Origin of the sequence: Exiguobacterium acetylicum, assembly GCF_019890935.1 — a bacterium.
Taxonomy (GTDB): Bacteria; Bacillota; Bacilli; order Exiguobacteriales; family Exiguobacteriaceae; genus Exiguobacterium_A; species Exiguobacterium_A abrahamii.
In genome coordinates this window covers 2860713-2880135 of the sequence record NZ_CP082333.1, presented here as the reverse complement: position 1 = coordinate 2880135, position 19423 = coordinate 2860713, and the positions used below count along the sequence as shown (strand labels likewise).

At 48.7% G+C, this 19423-nt stretch carries 15 protein-coding genes and 3 riboswitches; of the genes, 11 read left to right on the top strand and 4 right to left on the bottom strand.

Annotated elements, in window-relative coordinates:
* Positions 1 to 5: 5 nt before the first annotated feature.
* Positions 6 to 107, bottom strand: a riboswitch (SAM riboswitch).
* A 249-nt stretch (positions 108 to 356) separates the two neighbouring features.
* A riboswitch (SAM riboswitch) is annotated at positions 357 to 460 on the top strand.
* A gap of 86 nt (positions 461 to 546) precedes the next feature.
* From K7G97_RS14785 to K7G97_RS14740, 10 genes are all read left to right on the top strand, one after another.
* On the top strand, positions 547 to 1575 hold the full coding sequence (locus tag K7G97_RS14785; protein WP_223040943.1) for a methionine ABC transporter ATP-binding protein: 1029 nt from the start codon (positions 547 to 549) through the stop codon (positions 1573 to 1575).
* Entirely contained in the window at positions 1565 to 2215 is a 651-nt protein-coding gene (locus tag K7G97_RS14780) for a methionine ABC transporter permease (protein ID WP_223040942.1), read from the top strand. The genes K7G97_RS14785 and K7G97_RS14780 overlap by 11 nt, the downstream gene beginning before the upstream one ends.
* 19 nt (positions 2216 to 2234) lie before the next feature.
* Positions 2235 to 3053, top strand: a complete 819-nt coding sequence (locus tag K7G97_RS14775) for a MetQ/NlpA family ABC transporter substrate-binding protein (protein ID WP_029342773.1) — start codon at positions 2235 to 2237, stop codon at positions 3051 to 3053.
* A 22-nt stretch (positions 3054 to 3075) separates the two neighbouring features.
* Entirely contained in the window at positions 3076 to 4281 is a 1206-nt protein-coding gene (locus K7G97_RS14770; protein WP_223040941.1) for a M20 family metallopeptidase, read from the top strand.
* A 183-nt stretch (positions 4282 to 4464) separates the two neighbouring features.
* Positions 4465 to 4609: riboswitch (FMN riboswitch) on the top strand.
* A 159-nt stretch (positions 4610 to 4768) separates the two neighbouring features.
* Positions 4769 to 5809, top strand: a complete 1041-nt coding sequence (gene ribD, locus K7G97_RS14765) for a bifunctional diaminohydroxyphosphoribosylaminopyrimidine deaminase/5-amino-6-(5-phosphoribosylamino)uracil reductase RibD (RefSeq protein ID WP_223040940.1) — start codon at positions 4769 to 4771, stop codon at positions 5807 to 5809.
* Positions 5794 to 6420 (top strand): riboflavin synthase, encoded by a 627-nt coding sequence (ribE, locus tag K7G97_RS14760; RefSeq protein ID WP_223040939.1) that lies wholly within the window; start codon positions 5794 to 5796, stop codon positions 6418 to 6420. The genes ribD and ribE overlap by 16 nt, the downstream gene beginning before the upstream one ends.
* The gene (gene ribA / locus K7G97_RS14755) at positions 6420 to 7610 is read left to right on the top strand and encodes a GTP cyclohydrolase II (protein ID WP_223040938.1); all 1191 of its coding nucleotides are present in this window, start codon (positions 6420 to 6422) and stop codon (positions 7608 to 7610) included. Before ribE ends, ribA begins: the two co-directional genes overlap by 1 nt.
* A complete protein-coding gene (ribH, locus tag K7G97_RS14750) occupies positions 7607 to 8065 on the top strand; it encodes a 6,7-dimethyl-8-ribityllumazine synthase (protein WP_035395821.1) in 459 nt (152 codons plus the stop codon). Before ribA ends, ribH begins: the two co-directional genes overlap by 4 nt.
* Before the next feature lie 265 nt (positions 8066 to 8330).
* Positions 8331 to 10967 carry a putative bifunctional diguanylate cyclase/phosphodiesterase gene (locus tag K7G97_RS14745; protein WP_223040937.1) on the top strand — a complete coding sequence of 879 codons (2637 nt, stop codon included), beginning with the start codon at positions 8331 to 8333 and terminating at the stop codon, positions 10965 to 10967.
* Positions 10968 to 11106: 139 nt separating this feature from the next.
* Positions 11107 to 11928 (top strand): DUF6612 family protein, encoded by an 822-nt coding sequence (locus K7G97_RS14740; protein WP_223040936.1) that lies wholly within the window; start codon positions 11107 to 11109, stop codon positions 11926 to 11928.
* A gap of 52 nt (positions 11929 to 11980) precedes the next feature.
* Here the strand turns inward: K7G97_RS14740 and K7G97_RS14735 are convergent, their stop codons facing one another.
* Positions 11981 to 13684: a methyl-accepting chemotaxis protein gene (locus K7G97_RS14735; RefSeq protein ID WP_223040935.1), complete on the bottom strand. Its 1704-nt coding sequence runs from the start codon at positions 13682 to 13684 to the stop codon at positions 11981 to 11983.
* A gap of 189 nt (positions 13685 to 13873) precedes the next feature.
* Here K7G97_RS14735 and K7G97_RS14730 point away from each other — a divergent pair, with 189 nt between their 5' ends.
* Positions 13874 to 15232 carry an alanine/glycine:cation symporter family protein gene (locus K7G97_RS14730; protein WP_223040934.1) on the top strand — a complete coding sequence of 453 codons (1359 nt, stop codon included), beginning with the start codon at positions 13874 to 13876 and terminating at the stop codon, positions 15230 to 15232.
* 124 nt (positions 15233 to 15356) lie between these two features.
* Here K7G97_RS14730 and treC read toward each other — a convergent pair whose 3' ends face one another.
* From treC to treR, 3 genes are all read right to left on the bottom strand, one after another.
* The gene (treC, locus tag K7G97_RS14725) at positions 15357 to 16997 is read right to left on the bottom strand and encodes an alpha,alpha-phosphotrehalase (protein ID WP_223040933.1); all 1641 of its coding nucleotides are present in this window, start codon (positions 16995 to 16997) and stop codon (positions 15357 to 15359) included.
* Positions 16998 to 17018: 21 nt separating this feature from the next.
* Positions 17019 to 18458 (bottom strand): PTS system trehalose-specific EIIBC component, encoded by a 1440-nt coding sequence (gene treP, locus K7G97_RS14720; RefSeq protein ID WP_223040932.1) that lies wholly within the window; start codon positions 18456 to 18458, stop codon positions 17019 to 17021.
* A 183-nt stretch (positions 18459 to 18641) separates the two neighbouring features.
* The gene (gene treR / locus K7G97_RS14715; RefSeq protein ID WP_223040931.1) at positions 18642 to 19349 is read right to left on the bottom strand and encodes a trehalose operon repressor; all 708 of its coding nucleotides are present in this window, start codon (positions 19347 to 19349) and stop codon (positions 18642 to 18644) included.
* Positions 19350 to 19423 lie beyond the last annotated feature (74 nt).

Here is a 19423-nt window from a genome sequence, read left to right as displayed (position 1 = left end):
TTTTCACCGTATCATCCAAAGCCGCGCTTTGCTGGTCGGAGCACCTTACAGATTGCAGGTTGCCGTGAAGTCATAGAGCCAGGTCTCTCGTTCACTCTTGATAAATATCATATTGGAATTGTCGGAATAATCATTGAAACGATGGTAGCACGTTCGAAAATGACTTGTCAAATCGTTCTTGACGAATCATGATCCGTTCATTAAGCTAATTCATAACTTGTTCATCCATCGATATGCGCCAAATGGATTATTTTTGCAAAGTTGGTTGACTTTTAAAGTTCCGACCCGTAATGTAAAAATTAGTTTTACGACATAAGCAACAACGCAACAACGCACATACGAATTTCATACCGCAATACTTATCCAGAGAGGTGGAGGGACTGGCCCTACGAAACCTCGGCAACAGACTCATTATGAGCACTGTGCCAATTCCATCAGACAGATGTCTGAGAGATGAGTGGAGTGGATTCTGCCACTGTGCGGATCCAGGTCTCTTCTTGTTTCTCAAGAAGGGACCTTTTTTGTTGAATGAAGGGGGAAAACGGAATGATCGCATTTCATCAAGTCAAAAAAACGTACGTCACGAAAGATCAGGCGATCGCAGCGCTCGACGGTGTCGACCTGACGATCGAAAAAGGCGAAATCTTTGGTGTCATCGGCTTTAGCGGTGCCGGAAAAAGTTCACTGCTCCGCTGTGTCAATCTGTTAGAACGACCGACGTCAGGAACGGTGACGGTCGATGGGGAAGATTTAACGCAACTGTCTCCGAAAAAATTACGCCAAGCAAAACAACGGATCGGGATGATCTTTCAGCACTTCAATCTATTGAATGCGAACACGGTCTTTACGAATGTCGCGAAACCACTCGTTCTCGCAGGCGTCAAGAAAGACGAGATTCGCCGCCGGGTAACGGAGTTACTCGAATTCGTCGATCTCGCGGACAAGGCGGATCATTATCCGGATCAATTGTCGGGTGGGCAGAAACAGCGCGTTGGTATCGCCCGGGCACTCGCGACGCAACCTTCCGTCCTCTTATGTGACGAAGCGACGTCAGCCCTCGACCCCCAGACGACACATCATATTCTCCAGTTATTAAAACGGATCAATGCCGAGTACGGGATCACGATTCTCTTAATCACCCACGAGATGGGCGTCATTCGTGAAATTTGCGACCGGGTCGCCGTCATCGAAGCTGGAAAGTTGATCGAGTCAGGAATGGTCTTCGACGTCTTTTCAAACCCGCAGACTGAGACAGCGAAAAACTTCGTCCGCTCCGTCATGCACGACGAGATTCCAGCATCGATTCGCCAGTTGATCGAGTCCCGGAATGCGAATCCGATCTATAAGATTCATTTCCTCGGACACCATACCGGTCAACCGCTCTTATCGCAAGTCGCAAAACGCTTTGACGTCGATGTCAATATCTTGCACGGGAGCATCACAGAATTGCAGGATACGCCGTTCGGCACCTTACTCGTCGAGTTGATTGGTGAGCCGGCTGAAGTGAAGCGAGCGTTACACTACATCGATCAGGCACAGGTGACGGTTGAGGAGGTGCTCGCTGATGCTAGTTAACTACAGTGATATTTGGACAGCATTCTTACAGACGATGACGATGGTCTCCATCTCACTCTTATTCTCAACCTTGATCGGCTTACCACTCGGGATCCTGCTTGTCGTCACGCGAAAAGGCGCATTGCTTGAAAATGTCCCGCTGTTCACGTTCTTCAACAGTATCGTCAATATTTTTCGCTCGATTCCGTTCATCATCTTACTCGTTGCGATCATCCCGTTGACACGGTTGATCGTCCAGACATCGATCGGAACAGAAGCCGCCATCGTCCCGCTCGTCTTTTACGCTGCACCGTACATGGCGCGGCTGATCGAGAGTTCTTTACTCGAAGTCGATAAAGGCGTTCTTGAAGCAGCAGAAGCGATGGGCGCGACACCGTTTCAAACAATTTTCCGCTTCCTCCTACCGGAAGCACTCGGTTCACTCATCCTGAACTTAACGATCGCGACGGTCGGCTTGATCGGGGCGTCGGCGATGGCAGGTGCGATTGGAGGCGGTGGTCTTGGTGACTTAGCGATCACCTATGGTTATCAACGATTCGATACGAAAGTCATGATCATCACGGTTGGAATTCTCGTCATCTTAGTCCAAGGCTTACAGACGACTGGCAATATCGTCGCACGAAAAATTAGAAGACATTAATCAAGGGAGCGATTCAGCCATGAAAAAAGCAGTAGCAATTGGAGCAACACTCACGACGATTTTATTTGCCGGGTGCGCAGCATCAGGAGAAGACGAAAAGACGATCAAGCTCGGTGTCAGCGGTTCGGACACACAAGTTTGGGATTATGTCGCGAAAAAAGCAGAGAAGGAGGGCATCAAAATCGAGCTCGTCAAGTTCTCCGATTATGTCCAGCCGAACATGGCACTGGCTGAGGGCGAGATCGACGCCAATGCCTTCCAGACGATTTCCTACTTCAACGCTTTCAAGAAAGAACATAACTTGAAGCTATCGCCGATCGCGACGACCGTCATCGCACCGATGGGGATCTACTCGGATAAATACAAGGACGTCAAAGACATTCCGACTGGCGGAAAAATCGCCGTTCCGAACGAAGCGACGAACATGGGACGCGCCCTCTTGTTACTGCAAGAAGCGGGTCTAATCAAGCTACCGGACGACTTCGACGGTAACGGCTCGGTCGATAAGATCGTCGAGAATCCGAAGAAGCTGAAAATCGTCCCGATCGTCGCCGGGCAAACGCCACGCGTCTTACCGGACGTCGCCGCATCGATCATCAACAATGGCATTGCCGTTGACGCCGGCTTTAACCCGATCAAGGACTCGATCGTCCATGAGAACGAGACCGCAAAACCATACATCAATATCATCGCGACACGGACGGAAGACAAGAACAAAAAAGAACTGAAAAAGATCGCGTCGCTGTATCAACAAAAAGATGTCGCGGCCTTCATCAAAAAAGAATACAAGGGCAGTACGATCCCGACGTTCGTTCCACTGAGCGATATCGGCGAATAATTTCAAAAGGAGAGTGGACAGTATGACGACACCAGTACGCACGACATGGGTAGAGACGATTGAACAGGACATCGAACAAAAACGGGAATCGTATCTTGAGACAAGTCACCGGATTCATGCAACGCCGGAAATCGGGAACGAGGAATTCTTTGCTTCGCGGCTCCATGCGGAGCGTCTAACGGCGGAAGGTTTTACGGTAGAACTCGGCGTCGCGGGGCACGATACCGCGTTCTTCGCGAAGAAATCGAGCGACCGACCAGGCGCGACGATTGCCTTTCTTGCTGAATACGATGCGTTACCAGGCATTGGTCACGCGTGCGGTCATAACATCATCGGCACGACGAGTGTCGCGGCAGCGATCGCACTCAGTAAAGTGCTCGATGATGTCGGCGGGAGTGTCGTTGTCCTTGGAACACCGGCCGAGGAAGGGGGACCGAACGGTAGTGCGAAAGGCAGTTTCGTCAAACATCAGTTACTCGAAGGAATCGATGCGGCCTTAATGGTTCATCCGTCGGGTCAAACACGGATTACGGGTTCTTCCCTTGCGGTCGATCCACTCGACTTTGCCTTTACGGGTCGTCCGGCACACGCAGCGGCGTCACCGGAAGAAGGCATCAATGCCCTCGACGCGGTCATCCAACTCTTTAACGGAATCAATGCTTTACGTCAGCAGTTACCGGACGATGTCCGGATTCACGGAATCATCACGCATGGAGGCGATGCGCCGAACATCATCCCGGAATACGCAAAAGCACGTTTCTTCATCCGGGCGACGACACGGGAACGATTGAATGCCGTCACGGAAAAAGTCAAAGCCGTCGCCCAAGGCGCGGCACTCGCGACCGGGGCGACACTTGACGTCATCGCCTTCCAAAATGAAGTCGATAATCTCGTCTTCAACCGGACGTTCGACCGTCTGTTCCAAGAAGAAGCAGAGGCGCTTGGTGAAAAGGTCCATTTAGACGAACGACCGGGTCTCGGCTCGACGGACGCCGGTAACATCAGTCAAGTCATCCCGACGATCCATCCGTATATCAAGGTTGGACCAGATGATCTCGTCGCCCATACGGAAGCATTCAAAGAAGCGGCCCGTTCAGCAGCTGGAGATGAAGCATTGATCACAGGAGCAAAAATCCTCGCTCGGACAGCGCTTCGCGTCCTCGCGGATGAGCGAACGCGCGGAGCGATTGCCCAAGAATTCCATGACCGGAAGAACGGGTATCTGTAAGCAGAAAACGACGACTGGACGCACTGCTATCAAGTGCTCCGGTCGTTTTTGAGATGCGGTCGATCACAAATTGGTGATGGGTGACAGAACTGGAGCGAAATCAAAAAAGAGACAAGACAGAAGCATTTGCGCTTTGTTTTCTTGAAAAAGATATGCTAGGCTAAAATTGTATAACTCAATAATCCAGTTCTTCGGGGTAGGGTGAAAATCCCAACCGGCGGTGATGCGATCAATCGATCGACGAGCCCGCGACCCATGATGTACGCATCATGGCTGACTTGGTGAGATTCCAGGGCCGACGGTAAAGTCCGGATGGGAGAAGAACGAAACGACACGATTCAAGCTATTTTCTGAAAAAATGTTTTCAGGAGATGGTCTCTTTCTGCATGAAAAAATGCAGGGAGCGAACCGTGTATTTCGTGAACCCTTCTATACAGACGCCCCTTTTTCAAGGGGCGTCTTTTTTCATTTGAAAGGAGTGAACGCGATGTCACAGATGATGAGTTATGCCATGCAATTAGCACATATGTTACACGGACAAACAAGTCCGAATCCAAGTGTCGGCTGTGTCATCGTCAAACAAGGACGCATCATCGGATTTGGTGCGCACCGGTTTGCCGGTGGTCCGCATGCGGAAGTCGAAGCCTTACGGATGGCAGGAGAAGCCGCTCGTGGTGCCGATCTCTACGTGACGCTCGAGCCATGCAACCATCACGGCAAGACGCCACCATGCACGGAAGCGATTCTACAAGCAGGAATCAAACGAGTCTTCGTCGCAACGGAAGACAAACATGCGATCGTCGCTGGTTCCGGAATCAAACGGCTACAGGACGCGGGAGTCGAAGTCGAGGTCGGCTTGTTACGGCATGAGGCAGAAGCCCTCTACATGGCATTCTGGAAGACGATCGAACGAAAACGCCCGACCGTGACCGTCAAGATTGCGCAGACGATGAACGGGATCGCGGCGACAGGTGAACAGCGCTGGATCACGTCAGAAGAAGCACGCGCGAACGGTCGTGCCCTACGTGGACGCCACGATGCAATCCTCGTCGGCAGTGAGACGGTCCTCGTCGATGATCCAGCACTGACGTTACGCGCGTCGTCAGGCATCGAGCCGATTCGAGTAATTGTTGATCGCCGGGGGCGTGTCCCGGAGACGGCCCAAGTTTTCCGTGATGGTAAAAATCCAACCTACTGGCTGACGAGTGTTCCTCGGATTAGTCACGATCAGGTGACGGTGCTCGTTGGTGAGTATGAGACGCCGGAAGCGATTTTGAAACGCTTATACGAACAAGACATCCGCAGTGTTTTGATCGAAGGTGGACCGACGATTCAAGCCGCTTTCCTTGAGGCAGATCTCGTTGATCGAATCGAAGTCTACCAAGCCCCATCGATTTTTGAAGGCGATGCGTGGAATAGTCAACACGATATCGAAAATCGTTTTCAAATCGATCAAATCGAAACGGTCGGACCGGATCTCCATCTGACGTACATCCGAAAGGAGGAGACGACATGTTCACCGGAGTGATTGAAGAAGTCGGAACCTTAAAACGAAAGATCCCGCGACCGAACGGGTTAGCGCTTGAAATTGAGGCGCACCGGGTACTCGAAGGAACGAAGATCGGAGATAGCATCGCCGTCGATGGGATTTGTTTGACGGTCACGTCGATGAGTCCGACCGGTTTCACGGCAGATGCCGTCCATGACACGATCCGGTCGACAGCCCTCGGCACATACCGCGTCGGAAGCCCATTGCAACTCGAACGGGCGATGCCGGCCGACGGTCGCTTCGGCGGCCATTTCGTCAGTGGACATATCGACGGAACAGCCCGACTGATCAGTCGACGACCGGATGGAGAAGCGATGGTCTATACGTTTGATGTCGGATCATGGCAAAAGTATTGTATTCCGAAAGGCTCGATCGCGATCAACGGTACGAGCCTGACGTTGCAACGCGTCACACCGGAAACGATCTCGATTTCATTGATTCCGCATTCCCGTCAAGTGACGACGTTTGATCGATTGGCAAGCGGTGCAGTCGTCAATATCGAGTGTGACATGATGGCGAAACATCTCTATCATTTCACGCAGCATGAGAAGCAGACGGACTGGGCAGCATTCTTAGGAGGCGACATGTAATGAACGGATTCGACTTGATTGAAGACGCAATAGAAGATTTGAAAAACGGACGACCGATCATCGTCTGTGATGACGAGGATCGAGAGAATGAAGGCGATCTCGTCATGCTCGCAGAACACGCGACACCAGAAAACATCAACTTCATGATCACGTATGGAAAAGGACTCGTCTGTGTACCAGTCAGTCCGCGGATCGCACAGCGACTCGAACTTGCTCCGATGACAGCGAATAATACAGATCCGCATGGGACGGCATTCACGCTCAGCATCGATCATGAAGAAGCAAAGACCGGCATCAGTGCTGAGGAACGGTCGCTAACGATTCAGCGGATGCTGACGGATGGACCGGAACGTTTCAAACGACCAGGTCATATCTTCCCGTTGATCGCAAAAGAGGGAGGTGTCCGGGAACGACGCGGACATACGGAAGCGGGTGTCGATCTTGCCCGTCTTGCCGGTAGCGATGAGATTGCCGTCATCTGTGAAATCATTAAGGAAGATGGCACGATGGCACGAGTCGACGATCTACTTCTCTATAAGGAAGAACATGATTTAAAACTGATTACGATCGAAGCACTCGTCGCCTATCTCGAGCGTCCATTGACGCGGGAGGCGGAAGTATTACTTCCGACGACGTTCGGAGCCTTTCGAATGATCGGCTATTCGACACAAGATAAGAAAGAACATGTCGCTGTCTTATCCGGCGAAGCGCACGACGGGATGCTCGTCCGTCTACACTCGGAATGCCTGACAGGGGATGTCTTCGGTTCGAAGCGGTGCGATTGTGGTCCGCAACTCGATGCGGCACTCGAGCGGATCGAACGAGAAGGTGGAGCCGTCTTGTATTTACGTCAGGAAGGACGCGGGATTGGTCTGATGGCGAAGTTAAAAGCGTACGAGTTGCAGGAACAAGGACTCGATACAGTCGAAGCGAATCATGCACTCGGTTATCCGACGGACATGCGTGACTATACGGTCGCAGCGAACATGCTGCGCGATCTCGGCGTGACGAAGATCCGCTTAATGACGAATAATCCGGATAAACAACGGGTGCTTGAGCAAGAGGGGATCGAAATCATCGAACGTGTACCCCATCAAGTACCGGCTGAGCCGGAAAATCAGCGTTACCTGAAAACAAAACAATCAAAACTCGGGCACTGGCTCGACATCCAAGGAGGACACACATCATGATCTATGAAGGTTTCTTAACAGGAGAAGGACTACGCGTCGCAATCGTCGCAGCACGTTTTAACGAATTGATCACATCAAAACTCGTCGGAGGAGCAAACGACGCGTTCCGTCGCCATGGTGTCGCAGCGGATGCTGTCGATACAGCGTGGGTTCCGGGAGCATTTGAAATTCCACTCGTCGCGGAAAAGTTAGCGAAAAGCGGCAAGTATGACGCCGTCATCACGCTTGGTGCCGTCATCCGCGGGGCGACGTCGCACTATGACTATGTCTGTAACGAAGTCGCGAAAGGTGTCGCGAGTGCATCACGCGACACAGGCGTACCGATCATCTTTGGTGTCCTGACGACGGATTCAATCGAGCAAGCGGTCGAACGTGCTGGTACGAAAGCTGGGAACAAAGGCTACGAAGCTGCGGTTTCTGCGATTGAGATGGCGAATCTTTTACGCACGATCTAATGGAAGTGAAAGAAGATATCCTTAAGCTTGAGGGGATCTGGATTAGTTGAAGATAGAAAGAGGTCGATCACCAGTTTAAAAAACTGAAGGTCGACTTCTTTTTTTGCTGAAATGATTTAAACTAAACGCCTTTTGAGATCAGTGTCGGACTCTAGATCGAGCAAGAAGCACGTATCATTTTCCTGTTTGTTACAAAAAAGGTTTTTCTCTTGTTAAACATCGGTATATAACAATTAGTACGTACCGAATAGAACGGAGGGACAACATGAGAAAGCAGACATGGACGGTTGGTTTTTGGGAAATCAGTTGTTTCATTCTTTGTTTTTATATTTGGCTGATTCTTTTTGAATCCAGCCCACAATGGAGCACGTGGGGAAACAACACGTTCTCGATTCTCGGTTGTCTCGTTGCCACGATCATGCTGGGACGCTTAGCGGTAAAGCACGAAGTAGATGGACAGCGATGGTTCTTCTTCTGGCTTGCTTGTGGAACAGGCAGTTATCTCATTGCAGAATTGATATGGACCTATACGGAAGTCGTATTGAAGCAGGTCGTATCGTTTCCTGGAACACCAGATTATTTTTATTTATTACAGATATTCTTTTTCTTAGTAGCGTTCTTATACTTCATTCGTCAACAAGTATTACCGAAGCGACTCATCGGTTTTATTTTTGATATCTTGATCGTCATGACGGTAGCTATGACATATAGTTGGTTTTTCTTAATGCGTCCGATTCTCTTGAATCAACAGGCGACCGTTGCTGAAGTCGTCGTCTCCTTTAGTTATCCGCTCAGTGATATCATTCTATTATTTTGTGCCATCAGTCTTTTTTTCATCATCCCGACAGAAGTGTGGCGACGACGTCAACGCCTGTTTCGCTTACTCATTACAGGTCTAATCATTCAAATCATTGCGGATACATGGTTTCTATATGAGACGATCGTAAATCGTCAGGAAGCAAATCAATGGATTGATCCATTGTTTATTGCTGGGCTGTTGATTGTAGCGAATGCAGGATATAAACAAGACGAGGGAACGGTTGGACTTTCGAATAACGTCTCTCGAACACAATCAGTCGGAAAGTTGTTTTTACCGTATGCTTTAGTCTTGTTTCTGTTCGGCACCATGCTCCTGTATGCGCAACGTGATTCATCCGTCAACGGATTGATGATTGGGTGTGGAATTACGATTTTCTTGATTCTGATTCGACAAATCTTAATGATTTTGAATAACCAGCAACTCTTGCAAGCCGTTCATCAAAAAACGGATGCGTTAGAAGAAAGTGAAGAACGCTATAAATCGCTATTCATGTACCATCCAGATGCCGTATACTCGCTCGATCTATCTGGAAGATTAGAAAGTACTAATCCTTCCTTTGAACGAATGACGAATGATGACGGGAAGGAATGGATTCAAAACACATATCAATCATTTTTAAAGCAGTTGGATCGTCGAGAAGCGCATGCATTTCATTTCGAGACGTCATTTGAAACTGAAGATGGAAAAAGTCGATTATTGAGCATCACGAGCATTCCAATCCGTATCAAGGAAAAAGTCGTGGGTGTTTTTGGTATTGGTCAAGATGTTACGGATATCCGGGAGAATGAGCAGAAAATTCATCGATTGGCTTACTTTGATCCTTTGACGGGAGCATTGAACCGACTGCATTTCGAAGAACGTCTCCAATACATCATGCAACAAGAAGAACAAGAAGAATGCATGTTATGTTTCATCGATTTAGATGATTTTAAGATGGTCAATGATACGTTTGGTCATCAAGTCGGAGATCAGCTCTTGAAGAACGTCGTCCATCGTCTGCGAGAAGCGACGGAATCATCCGATATCGTCGCAAGACAGGGCGGGGATGAATTCACGATCGTCCTTCGCGACATCAAAAATACCAATTCAGGGAGAAAACGCGTGCAATCGATCCTTGAATCATTGCGTACGCCGCATCAAATCGATTCATACGAACTCATTTCGAGTCCAAGTATCGGTACGGTCACTTTTCATACGGGTACGTCGCAACCGATGTTAACGTTGTTACGCCAAGCGGATTTAGCGATGTATCAGGCGAAATCACGCGGCGGAAAGCGAATCGTCTACTTTGAGGATATTGCAGAGAGTGCATCGCGACGTTTTCGTCTGGAATCGGAACTACCAATGGCAATCGAACGCCAACAGCTCGTTTTGGAATATCAACCTTTAGTCGATACAAAGTCTTATCGAATGGTCGGGGTGGAAGGCTTGATTCGTTGGAACCATCCGGAGTTTGGCAGAATTGCACCGAAAGATTTCATTCCATTGGCAGAAGAAGCCGGAATGATCATTCGCTTAGGAGATTTCGTACTGAATGAAGGATTTCGACAAGCTAAGCGATGGCAGGAAGCAGGAATCGACCTCAAGCTCGGATTAAACGTCTCGATGCAACAGTTTCACCATCCGACATTCATCTTGTCCTTGTTGCGATTGATTGAGGAAACAGGGGTGAATCCAGCACGGATTGATTTAGAAATTACAGAAGTCTCCGCCATCGAAGAGGTGGAGGAGACAATCGAGACGATGATGCGACTTAAACAAATGGGCTTTACGATATCGATTGATGATTTCGGTACAGGATACTCCTCATTGTCAAGACTAGCTGACTTTCCGATCGATACGTTGAAGATTCCCCAAGAATTCGTCGAACGAATGCAGGATAGTGAGACGGATCATGCATTGATTTCATCGATCATCCACTTAGCAAAGTCGTTGCGACTTGACGTCGTAGCAGAAGGGGTAGAAACGTTAGAACAAGTCAATCTATTGAATCAGTTAGCTTGTCAACGCATGCAAGGTTATTATTTTGGCAAGTCGATGCAGGCGATAAATATCCAAGAACTATATCAATTAGAAAAATGAATTTCAAAAAAAGGATAGTAGATTTGAAATTTGAGGGTTCGTTTTGAGGTAGAACGGTAATGGTCTACTAAAGAAAGTTTGAAACATTTTCCAATGTTTTTCGTAAATCAGGGTAACGCGTATAAAGGAGGAAATGAATATGAAGAAAACAAGGTGGGTAGCAGCCGGGATTGTCGCAGCATCAATTGGACTTGCCGGATGCCAAGATGGACAGACGGATTCAGGTAGTGGTAGCGGATCGGGTTCGACGAAGTCAGGGGAACTCTCGAACACAGAGCTGTTAAAGAAAGCGACAGCTGCTCAAGAGGATATCAAATCGTTCCATATGGAAGGAACGGTCAGCTCTAAAGCAGGTGAGATGGCGATGGATCAGAAGGTTTCAGCTGATATCATTCAAAAGCCGCTCGCGATGAAGCAGACGATGACGATGAAAAATCCTGAAGACGGGAAAGACGTGACGATTGAAAGTTACATCGTTGACGATAAAATGTATCTTTCACAAAACGGACAATGGATCGTTCAAGATGTTTCGGAATTAGGTGAGATGGTCGAAGCGATGGAATCATCGGCATCAACGGAACAAAACTTGCAACTCTTAAAGAAATACAAAGATAATTGGACAGCGAAAAAAGAGGGCGATGTCTATCAAATCGACGTTAAGCTGAGTGGTGACGATCTGAAAGCCTTCATGAAGGATTCCCTCGAACAGACAGGACAGATGGCACAGATGAAAGACGCGATGGATAGCATCGATTATAAGAAGATGAACTACAAGATGACGTACGACGCGAAGACGTTCTATCCGAAGTCTCTCGACATGGACATGGTGTTTGCGATCGAAAAAGAGACTGAGTTCAATATGAAGAATAAGTCGACGTTCTCGAAATTCAATGAGATTAACGAAATCACATTACCGGCGGAAGCAAAAGACGCACAACCGCTCACAGGTGCAGGACAATAAATAATAAAAAGAAAGCCCCTCTCTTCTAATCTGAAGACGAGGGGCTTGTCGTTTAGACTTGGAACTGACGTAAGACCTCTTTTAGTGATTCCGCCTGCTGTTGACTGACGGAAGTCTGGTCATGGACATCCCGGAACGCTTGGACGGAATGATTGATTTGTTCTGACATCGATTGTGTGCCTTGCGCCCCATCATTGACGGTGACGGCAACATCGTGGATGACACCGAGCATGTTCGCTGTCAGTTCCTGGAGTTGACCGGCTTGAGCGGCAAAATGTTCCGCTGCATCACCGAATAATTGTGCGTCATTTCGATACTGAACGGAGGCGTCTTCGAATAAATCATAGTCCTTGACGACCTTCGTATCGATGAAGGAGAGCATCTCACCGGAAGCGGAATTCAAATGTTCAACGGACTCGATGACGGAAATCGAGACGTCTTGAATTTGTTCGACGGTATCCCGGCTACTTTCAGCAAGTTTACGAATCTCATCGGCGACGACGGCAAAGCCGCGACCGACTTCACCAGCGCGTGCTGCTTCAATTGAAGCGTTAAGGGACAATAGATTCGTTTGCGCCGCGATCGAGAGGATGGCGTCCGATAAGACGGAAATTTCTTTGACAGCTTTCGCGCGAGCCATCGCGTCCTCGAGTTTACTTTTCGTTTCAGCGAGAATCTGATTCGCGGTCTGTTTCGCTTCTGTGGCGACGACTTGAAGCGATTCGGCACGTCCGCCGACTTCTTGTGCCCGTTTTCCGTTCGCTTCCGCACCAGAAACGATATCATGAATCGTCGCTTCCATATCGACGGCAGACGAGTTCATCTCTTCGGCAGAAGCGGCGGTCTCCTGCATACCGGCTGATAAATTTTCGATCGTATGGGAAGTCGACGCCATATCCTGATCGAGTTCGCTGATTCGACCGGAGACGTGACGTGAAGTCGACACGACATGGGTTGCTGTATCATCGACCTGGACGATGATCGTCCGTAAATGGGCGATGAATTGATTCATCGACTGGGCGATTTGTCCAATCTCGTCATCACGTACGACGTCGAGTTGTGCCGTCAAGTCGCCACCTTGTGTTGCCAGTTCATGCGTTTTCGCCTGCAGTTGGCGAAGTGGACCGAAGATCGAGCGTAAAATCAAGACGGTGAAGATGACGCCGAGTAATCCGACGACACCGATGATCGTGAAGAGAAGGAGGTGTGCTGTATTGGCAGAACTTGTGATGGCATCACCATTTATTTTCGCTTGTTGATTATTAAATTTTACGATTTTCGTCAGCTGATCAGAGACGGCGAAATACGAATCCCGGCTGTCCCCTTCATAATAAGTGACAGCTTCTTTTTGGGTTTCTGGTGTACTAAGAGTGAGCAGGCGATCGGTCGTCTCTTCGAACGTCTGCCATTTCTTTGCGAGGTCATCGAATAATTGACGGTCTGATTTTAAGTAAATCGTCTTCTCATATTCAGCAAGATTCGCATTAATGGTCGCTAAACCATCTTTGACACGCTTGTCATAACCGGCTTTAATCTCTGGATCATTTTCTTGAATGTGTAATAATTCGACACGTCGTAAATCCGATAGAGCAGTATTCGTTTCATGAGATAAGTTCAGACCAGGAATCCAGGAGGATGTGATGGTCTGACTCTGTTTGTCGACGTGGTCGAGTGAGAATCCGCCGTATAACCCGACACCGACTAAGCTAAGCAAAAGTATGGAGGTCAATAAGATAAGCTTCGTTTTAATCTTCATGTGATTCGCTCCTTTTTTTGCAAGATGAACTATTTATTTTCTTGATTATACCGTCACAAGTAAAAAATTTACTTATTATCAAAAAAATTAAAACGTAAAATAGTTTTATGAAAAAATAGTTTGACAATTATCAGTAAATTCTGAAAAAATGGTAAAGAACTACATATTTCATAAAGGGAGGTAAGACGAATGGGAAATTCATTTAGTGACTGGATTAGTGCGGTGTCCGATATCGTATGGGGACCACCGTTACTCATTCTGTTGGTCGGTACGGGGATTTACTTGACGATTCGCTTAGGATTCATTCAAATTACCAAACTGCCGTATGCACTGAAGCTTGCGTTTTCAAAGCATCAGGACGACAAGTCAGAAGGTGACATCAGTCACTTTCAAGCGTTGATGACGGCACTAGCAGCGACCGTCGGTACAGGGAATATCGTTGGTGTCGCAACCGCCGTTGTCCTCGGGGGACCAGGCGCGATCGTCTGGATGTGGTTGTCCGGTCTGTTCGGGATGGCGACGAAGTACGCGGAAGCAATCCTTGCCGTCAAATATCGTGTCGTCGATGAAAAAGGACAGATGGCAGGAGGACCGATGTATTACCTGGAGCGTGGACTGAAGCAAAAATGGCTCGGTGTCTTGTTTGCTGCATTCGCTTCGATCGCCGCGTTCGGGATCGGAAACGGGGTCCAGACGAACTCGGTCGCCCTCGCGATGAAATCGACGTTCGATGTGCCACTTTACGTGACGGGGATCGTATTGATGGTATTGACAGGTGTCGTCATTCTTGGTGGGGTCAAGTCAATCGGGAAAGTCGTCAGTCTGTTCGTTCCGTTCATGATTTTCTTCTATGTCGGAAGTGGTTTACTGATTCTCGTCATGAACTATGACTTGATTCCAGGTGCGATTTCGACGATCTTCAGCAGCACATTCTCAAGCGAAGCCATCACAGGTGGCGCGATTGGGGCAGCGATTCGTTATGGTGTCGCGCGTGGTGTCTTCTCAAACGAAGCAGGACTCGGTTCAGCACCAATCGCAGCCGCTGCTGCAAAGACGGACTTCCCGGGACGTCAAGCGCTCGTCTCGATGACGCAAGTCTTCCTCGATACATTGGTCGTCTGTTCAATCACGGGACTGACGCTCGTCATGGGAGGACAACTCGATACGAAGTTAGAGGGTGTTGAATTGACGACGGCGAGCTTCGAAGTCTTCCTTGGTCCTGCCGGAAAATACATCGTCACGATCGGACTCGTCATGTTTGCGTACTCGACCGTTCTTGGCTGGTCGTACTACGGTGAAAAATCGATCTATTATCTATTTGGTCAAAAATCGATCTTACCCTACCGCATCCTGTTCGTCTTAGTCGCCGGAGCGGGTGCGATGACGACGAACTTGAACATGGTCTGGGCGATTTCCGACGTCTTCAACGGATTGATGGCGATTCCGAACTTAATCGGTTTGATTGGATTGTCCGGCGTCGTCATTGCCGAGACACGACTGTTCCGCGAACAGTTAAAACGAGAAGAAGCGAATCGGAAAGTTTCGTAGGATACATGCTTAAAAAACGAGTTCGTGTATGATGAAGTATGAGAAAAGGGAGATCACGTTCCGGGTCATGTACTCGGATGGTGATCTCCCTTTTTATTTGATCGAAAGAAATTAAGAATGTGCATCACTTTTGACGATAAAGCATCAGGGATTCATACGGACGTAACGTCAAAGTGTGCCCCTCTGTCTGCATCTCCTGGTAGTTGTGAAGTAGCACCGTATAATCCGATCCGTCACGAGGTAACGTGAACGTCGTCTCTGTTCCGTAGAAGTTCGAAACGACAAGCAACTCTTCCTCGTTCGTTACGCGTTCGTACGCCCAGAGTGACGAATCGTCTGGTGTCAACAGACGGTATGAACCGTCTGTCAGCACGTTATACTGTTTGCGGAGTTGAATCAATCGTTTGTAATGATGATAGACCGAGTTTGGGTCTGCGACAGCCGACTCGACATTGATTTGCTCATACGTCGGCGAGACCGGTATCCATGGTTCACTCGTACTGAAGCCACCGTTGACAGCATCCGACCACGGCATCGGCGTCCGCGCATTATCACGCGATTTTTGACGAATCGCAGCGAGAATCGCTTCTTCCGTTACACCGTTGTCCCGAGCTTCCTGATAGGCGTTCAACGTCTCGACATCGCGGTAGTCGGACAGATCCGTGAAGTCCGGATTCGGCATGCCGATCTCTTCTCCTTGATAGATGTACGGTGTACCTTGTAGACCATGAAGCGTCGTCGCGAGCATCTTCGCACTTTCGACGCGATACGTGACGTCGTCACCGAACCGGCTGACGACGCGTGGCTGGTCATGGTTGCACCAAAAGATTGCGTTCCAGGCTTGTCCGTTCATGCCGGATTGCCAGTCGGAGAAAATCTGTTTCAGTTGCTTGAAATCAAATGGTGCTGCCGTCCATTTTTCGCCGTTCGGATAATCGACCTTCAAATGATGAAAGTTGAACGTCATCTTCAGTTCTTGTTCATCAAGCGATGAATAACGAAGACAGTGTTCAAGTGACGTCGACGACATCTCGCCGACCGTCATGAGATCGTGTCCAGCAAAGACTTCTGCGTTCATCTCTTGCAAGTAGTCATGGACGTTCGGTCCGTCCGTATAATACGCACGTCCGTCTCCTGCTGGATCGTTCGGAAGACCTGGCGTCTTTGAGATCAAATTGATGACATCGAGTCGGAAGCCGCTGACTCCTTTATCCCGCCAAAAGCGCATCATGTTATAAACATCTTCCCGTAAACGTGGATTTTCCCAGTTCAGATCCGCTTGCGTCTTGTCGAACAGGTGCAAGTAATACTTACCAGCTACCTCATCAAATGACCAAGCGGGACCACCGAATTTTGATATCCAGTCGTTCGGTGTCTCGCGCCAAATGAAGTAGTCGTGATAGGGGCTATCGGGATGACGTCCTTCTTCGAACCAGGCATGCGACGTTGAACAGTGATTGACGACGATGTCCATCATGACAGACAGACCGCGTTGTTTTGCTTCTGCAAGTAACGTCTCGAAATCGTCCATTGTTCCGTAGGATGGATCAATCGCGTAATAATCACTGACATCATAACCATTGTCGTTTTGTGGTGAGGCATAGACCGGTGTCAACCAGAGATAATCGACACCAAGATCCGCCAGATAATCGAGTTTGGCAGTCACGCCACGTAACGTACCGGTCGCTTTGCCCTCCGGACTATAGAAACTCTTCGGATAGATTTGATAAACGGCGGATTTGCGCCAATCGGTTGTCGTGATCATGGGATACACACCTTTCTAGAATTACGCTGCTTTTTTCAGGGCAGCTTTTTTTGCGCGTTTCGTTGAGACATAGTGGAACAGGAACGTACAGGCGACGGGGACGATGATCGCGATCACCATGCCGACGATGAACGACAGAATCGAACCTGGTACGATCGAAATGAAAGCAGGTAATCCGCCGACACCGATCGCAGGAGCAAGAACGCCACTGACAGCGATGAAAGCTGACGCGATCGCTGAACCGACGAGTGCTGCGTAAAACGGATATTTGAACCGGAGATTGACTCCGAACATGGCTGGTTCCGTGATGCCGAAGTAGGCGGATAAAGCGGACGTTGATGCCATGTTTTTATCGTTAACGTTTTTCGCGAGGAAAAGCATCGCGAGTGTTGCTGAACCTTGAGCAATGTTCGAAATCGCGATCATCGGCCAGATGAACGTCGTTCCGCTTTGTCCGATCAACTGTAGATCAACAGCGATGAACATGTGGTGCATGCCGGTAATGACGAGCGGCGCATAGAGTGCGCCAAAAAGTAAGGCACCAAGTAACGGAACAGCTTCGAACGTATTGACGACACCGATCGTAATCCAGTCACCGACTTGACGCGTGACCGGTCCGATGACGGCAAGGGCGAGGAATCCCGTCAATGTGATCGTCGTAATCGGTACGACGAGCAATTGAATCGCATTCGGTACTCGTTTTTTGAGCCAACGTTCAATCGTACTGAGGACGTAAGCGGCAGCGAGTACAGGGAGGATTTGTCCCTGGTAGCCGACTTTTTCAATTTCAAAGAGACCGAGAATGTTGAACGTCGGGATTTCACCTTTTAGAGCACTTTGCCCGTAGTTCCAAGCGTTTAAGAGATCTGGGTGAACAAGCATCAGACCCATAACGATCCCGAGAATCTCACTTCCACCGAAGCGTTTCGTCGCTGACCAACCGACGAGTGCCGGGAGGAAGACGAAGGCGGTGTTTGCCATCATATTGATGAGATCCCAAAGTCCTTGTAAGTTCGGATAACGATCGATCATCGTCTTGCCACCGAACTCGATTCCGAATAGATTGTTGATTCCCATTAAGAGACCAGCAACGATGATTGCCGGAATGATAGGCATGAAGACGTCAGAAAAGACTTTGATCAACTTTTGGAACGGATTCATCTTAGCAGCACCAGACGATTTTACATCTGCGATCGTTGTTGCCTGTAAGCCGGTCAGTTGAATGAATTCTGCATAGACCCGGTCGACATCACCGGCACCAATGACGATTTGATAGACACCCGCGTTCAAGAACGCGCCTTTGACGAGCGGAACTTCAAGTAAGGCGTCTTGATCGACAAGCTCTTGATTCTTAAGCGTTAAACGAAGACGAGTGACACAGTGAGCTGCCTGCTCGATGTTCTCCTTACCTCCGATGTTCTCAATGATTTGCTCTGCAATCTGACGATAGTTTGGTTTCATCTCGATGCTCCTTTTTGGAAGTGACATACTCGACCACTTTTGAAATGAAAACGTTTTCTTATCTGCGCACACTTATCTTAACTTATCTATATAAGTTGGTCAAGAACTTATATAGATAAGTTGAAAAAGAATAAAAAAGAGAGAATCCGTCATCTACGGATTCCCTCATCTTGCAGCCTATATTCAACGACGGGCAATATCAGTGAACTGAAACTTATCGAGCCGGTGACGCGATTCCGTCCGTTCAAAATGTTGTCCTTCATAGAAATACGTATCGTTCGTGACGACGATGACATGCGTCATATCATGAAGGTCGAGTCGTTCTTGGTCTTCCATTGTCGCAGGGCGAGCTTCGATTTTTCGTTTCGCGTAGCTGATCTGTCGACCGAGTGTCTCTTCGATGTATTGATAGATCGAACCTCGAGCGATGTCAGTAGTGAGTCCGGGCACGAGTGCGGTCACGAAATGATTGATGTCACGGATGACCCGTTCACCATCGATCTGGCGAATGCGCTCGATGCGTGTTACGTCCGTTCCTTGTGCCACATGCAATAATGAAGCCAGCTCAGCGGAAGCGGAAAGGACTTCGCAGGACACTACATCCGTCTCGACGGTATGACGCCCCATCCGGCGATGTGCTTCCGAGAAGCTGACGATCCCGTTGAATTGGAATTCGATCGCTTCTTGCGACAGGACGAAGACACCTTTCCCCTGGTGTTTACGGACGAAGCCTTTTTCTTGAAGGGCATCGATCGCTTTTCGGACCGTTCCGCGGCTCGCCTCGAATTCGTGCATCAATTCCGTCTCAGAAGGTAATTTCGTTTCAGCTGGGAGCGTTCCTTCCTGAATCCGCTGTGCGAGCTCGTGAGAGATGTTTAAATACTTCGGCATATGATCCGTCCTTTACACTCAAATAATGCCTTTAGTGTAGCACGGAACGATTACAGGCATCCAATCGCCAATCA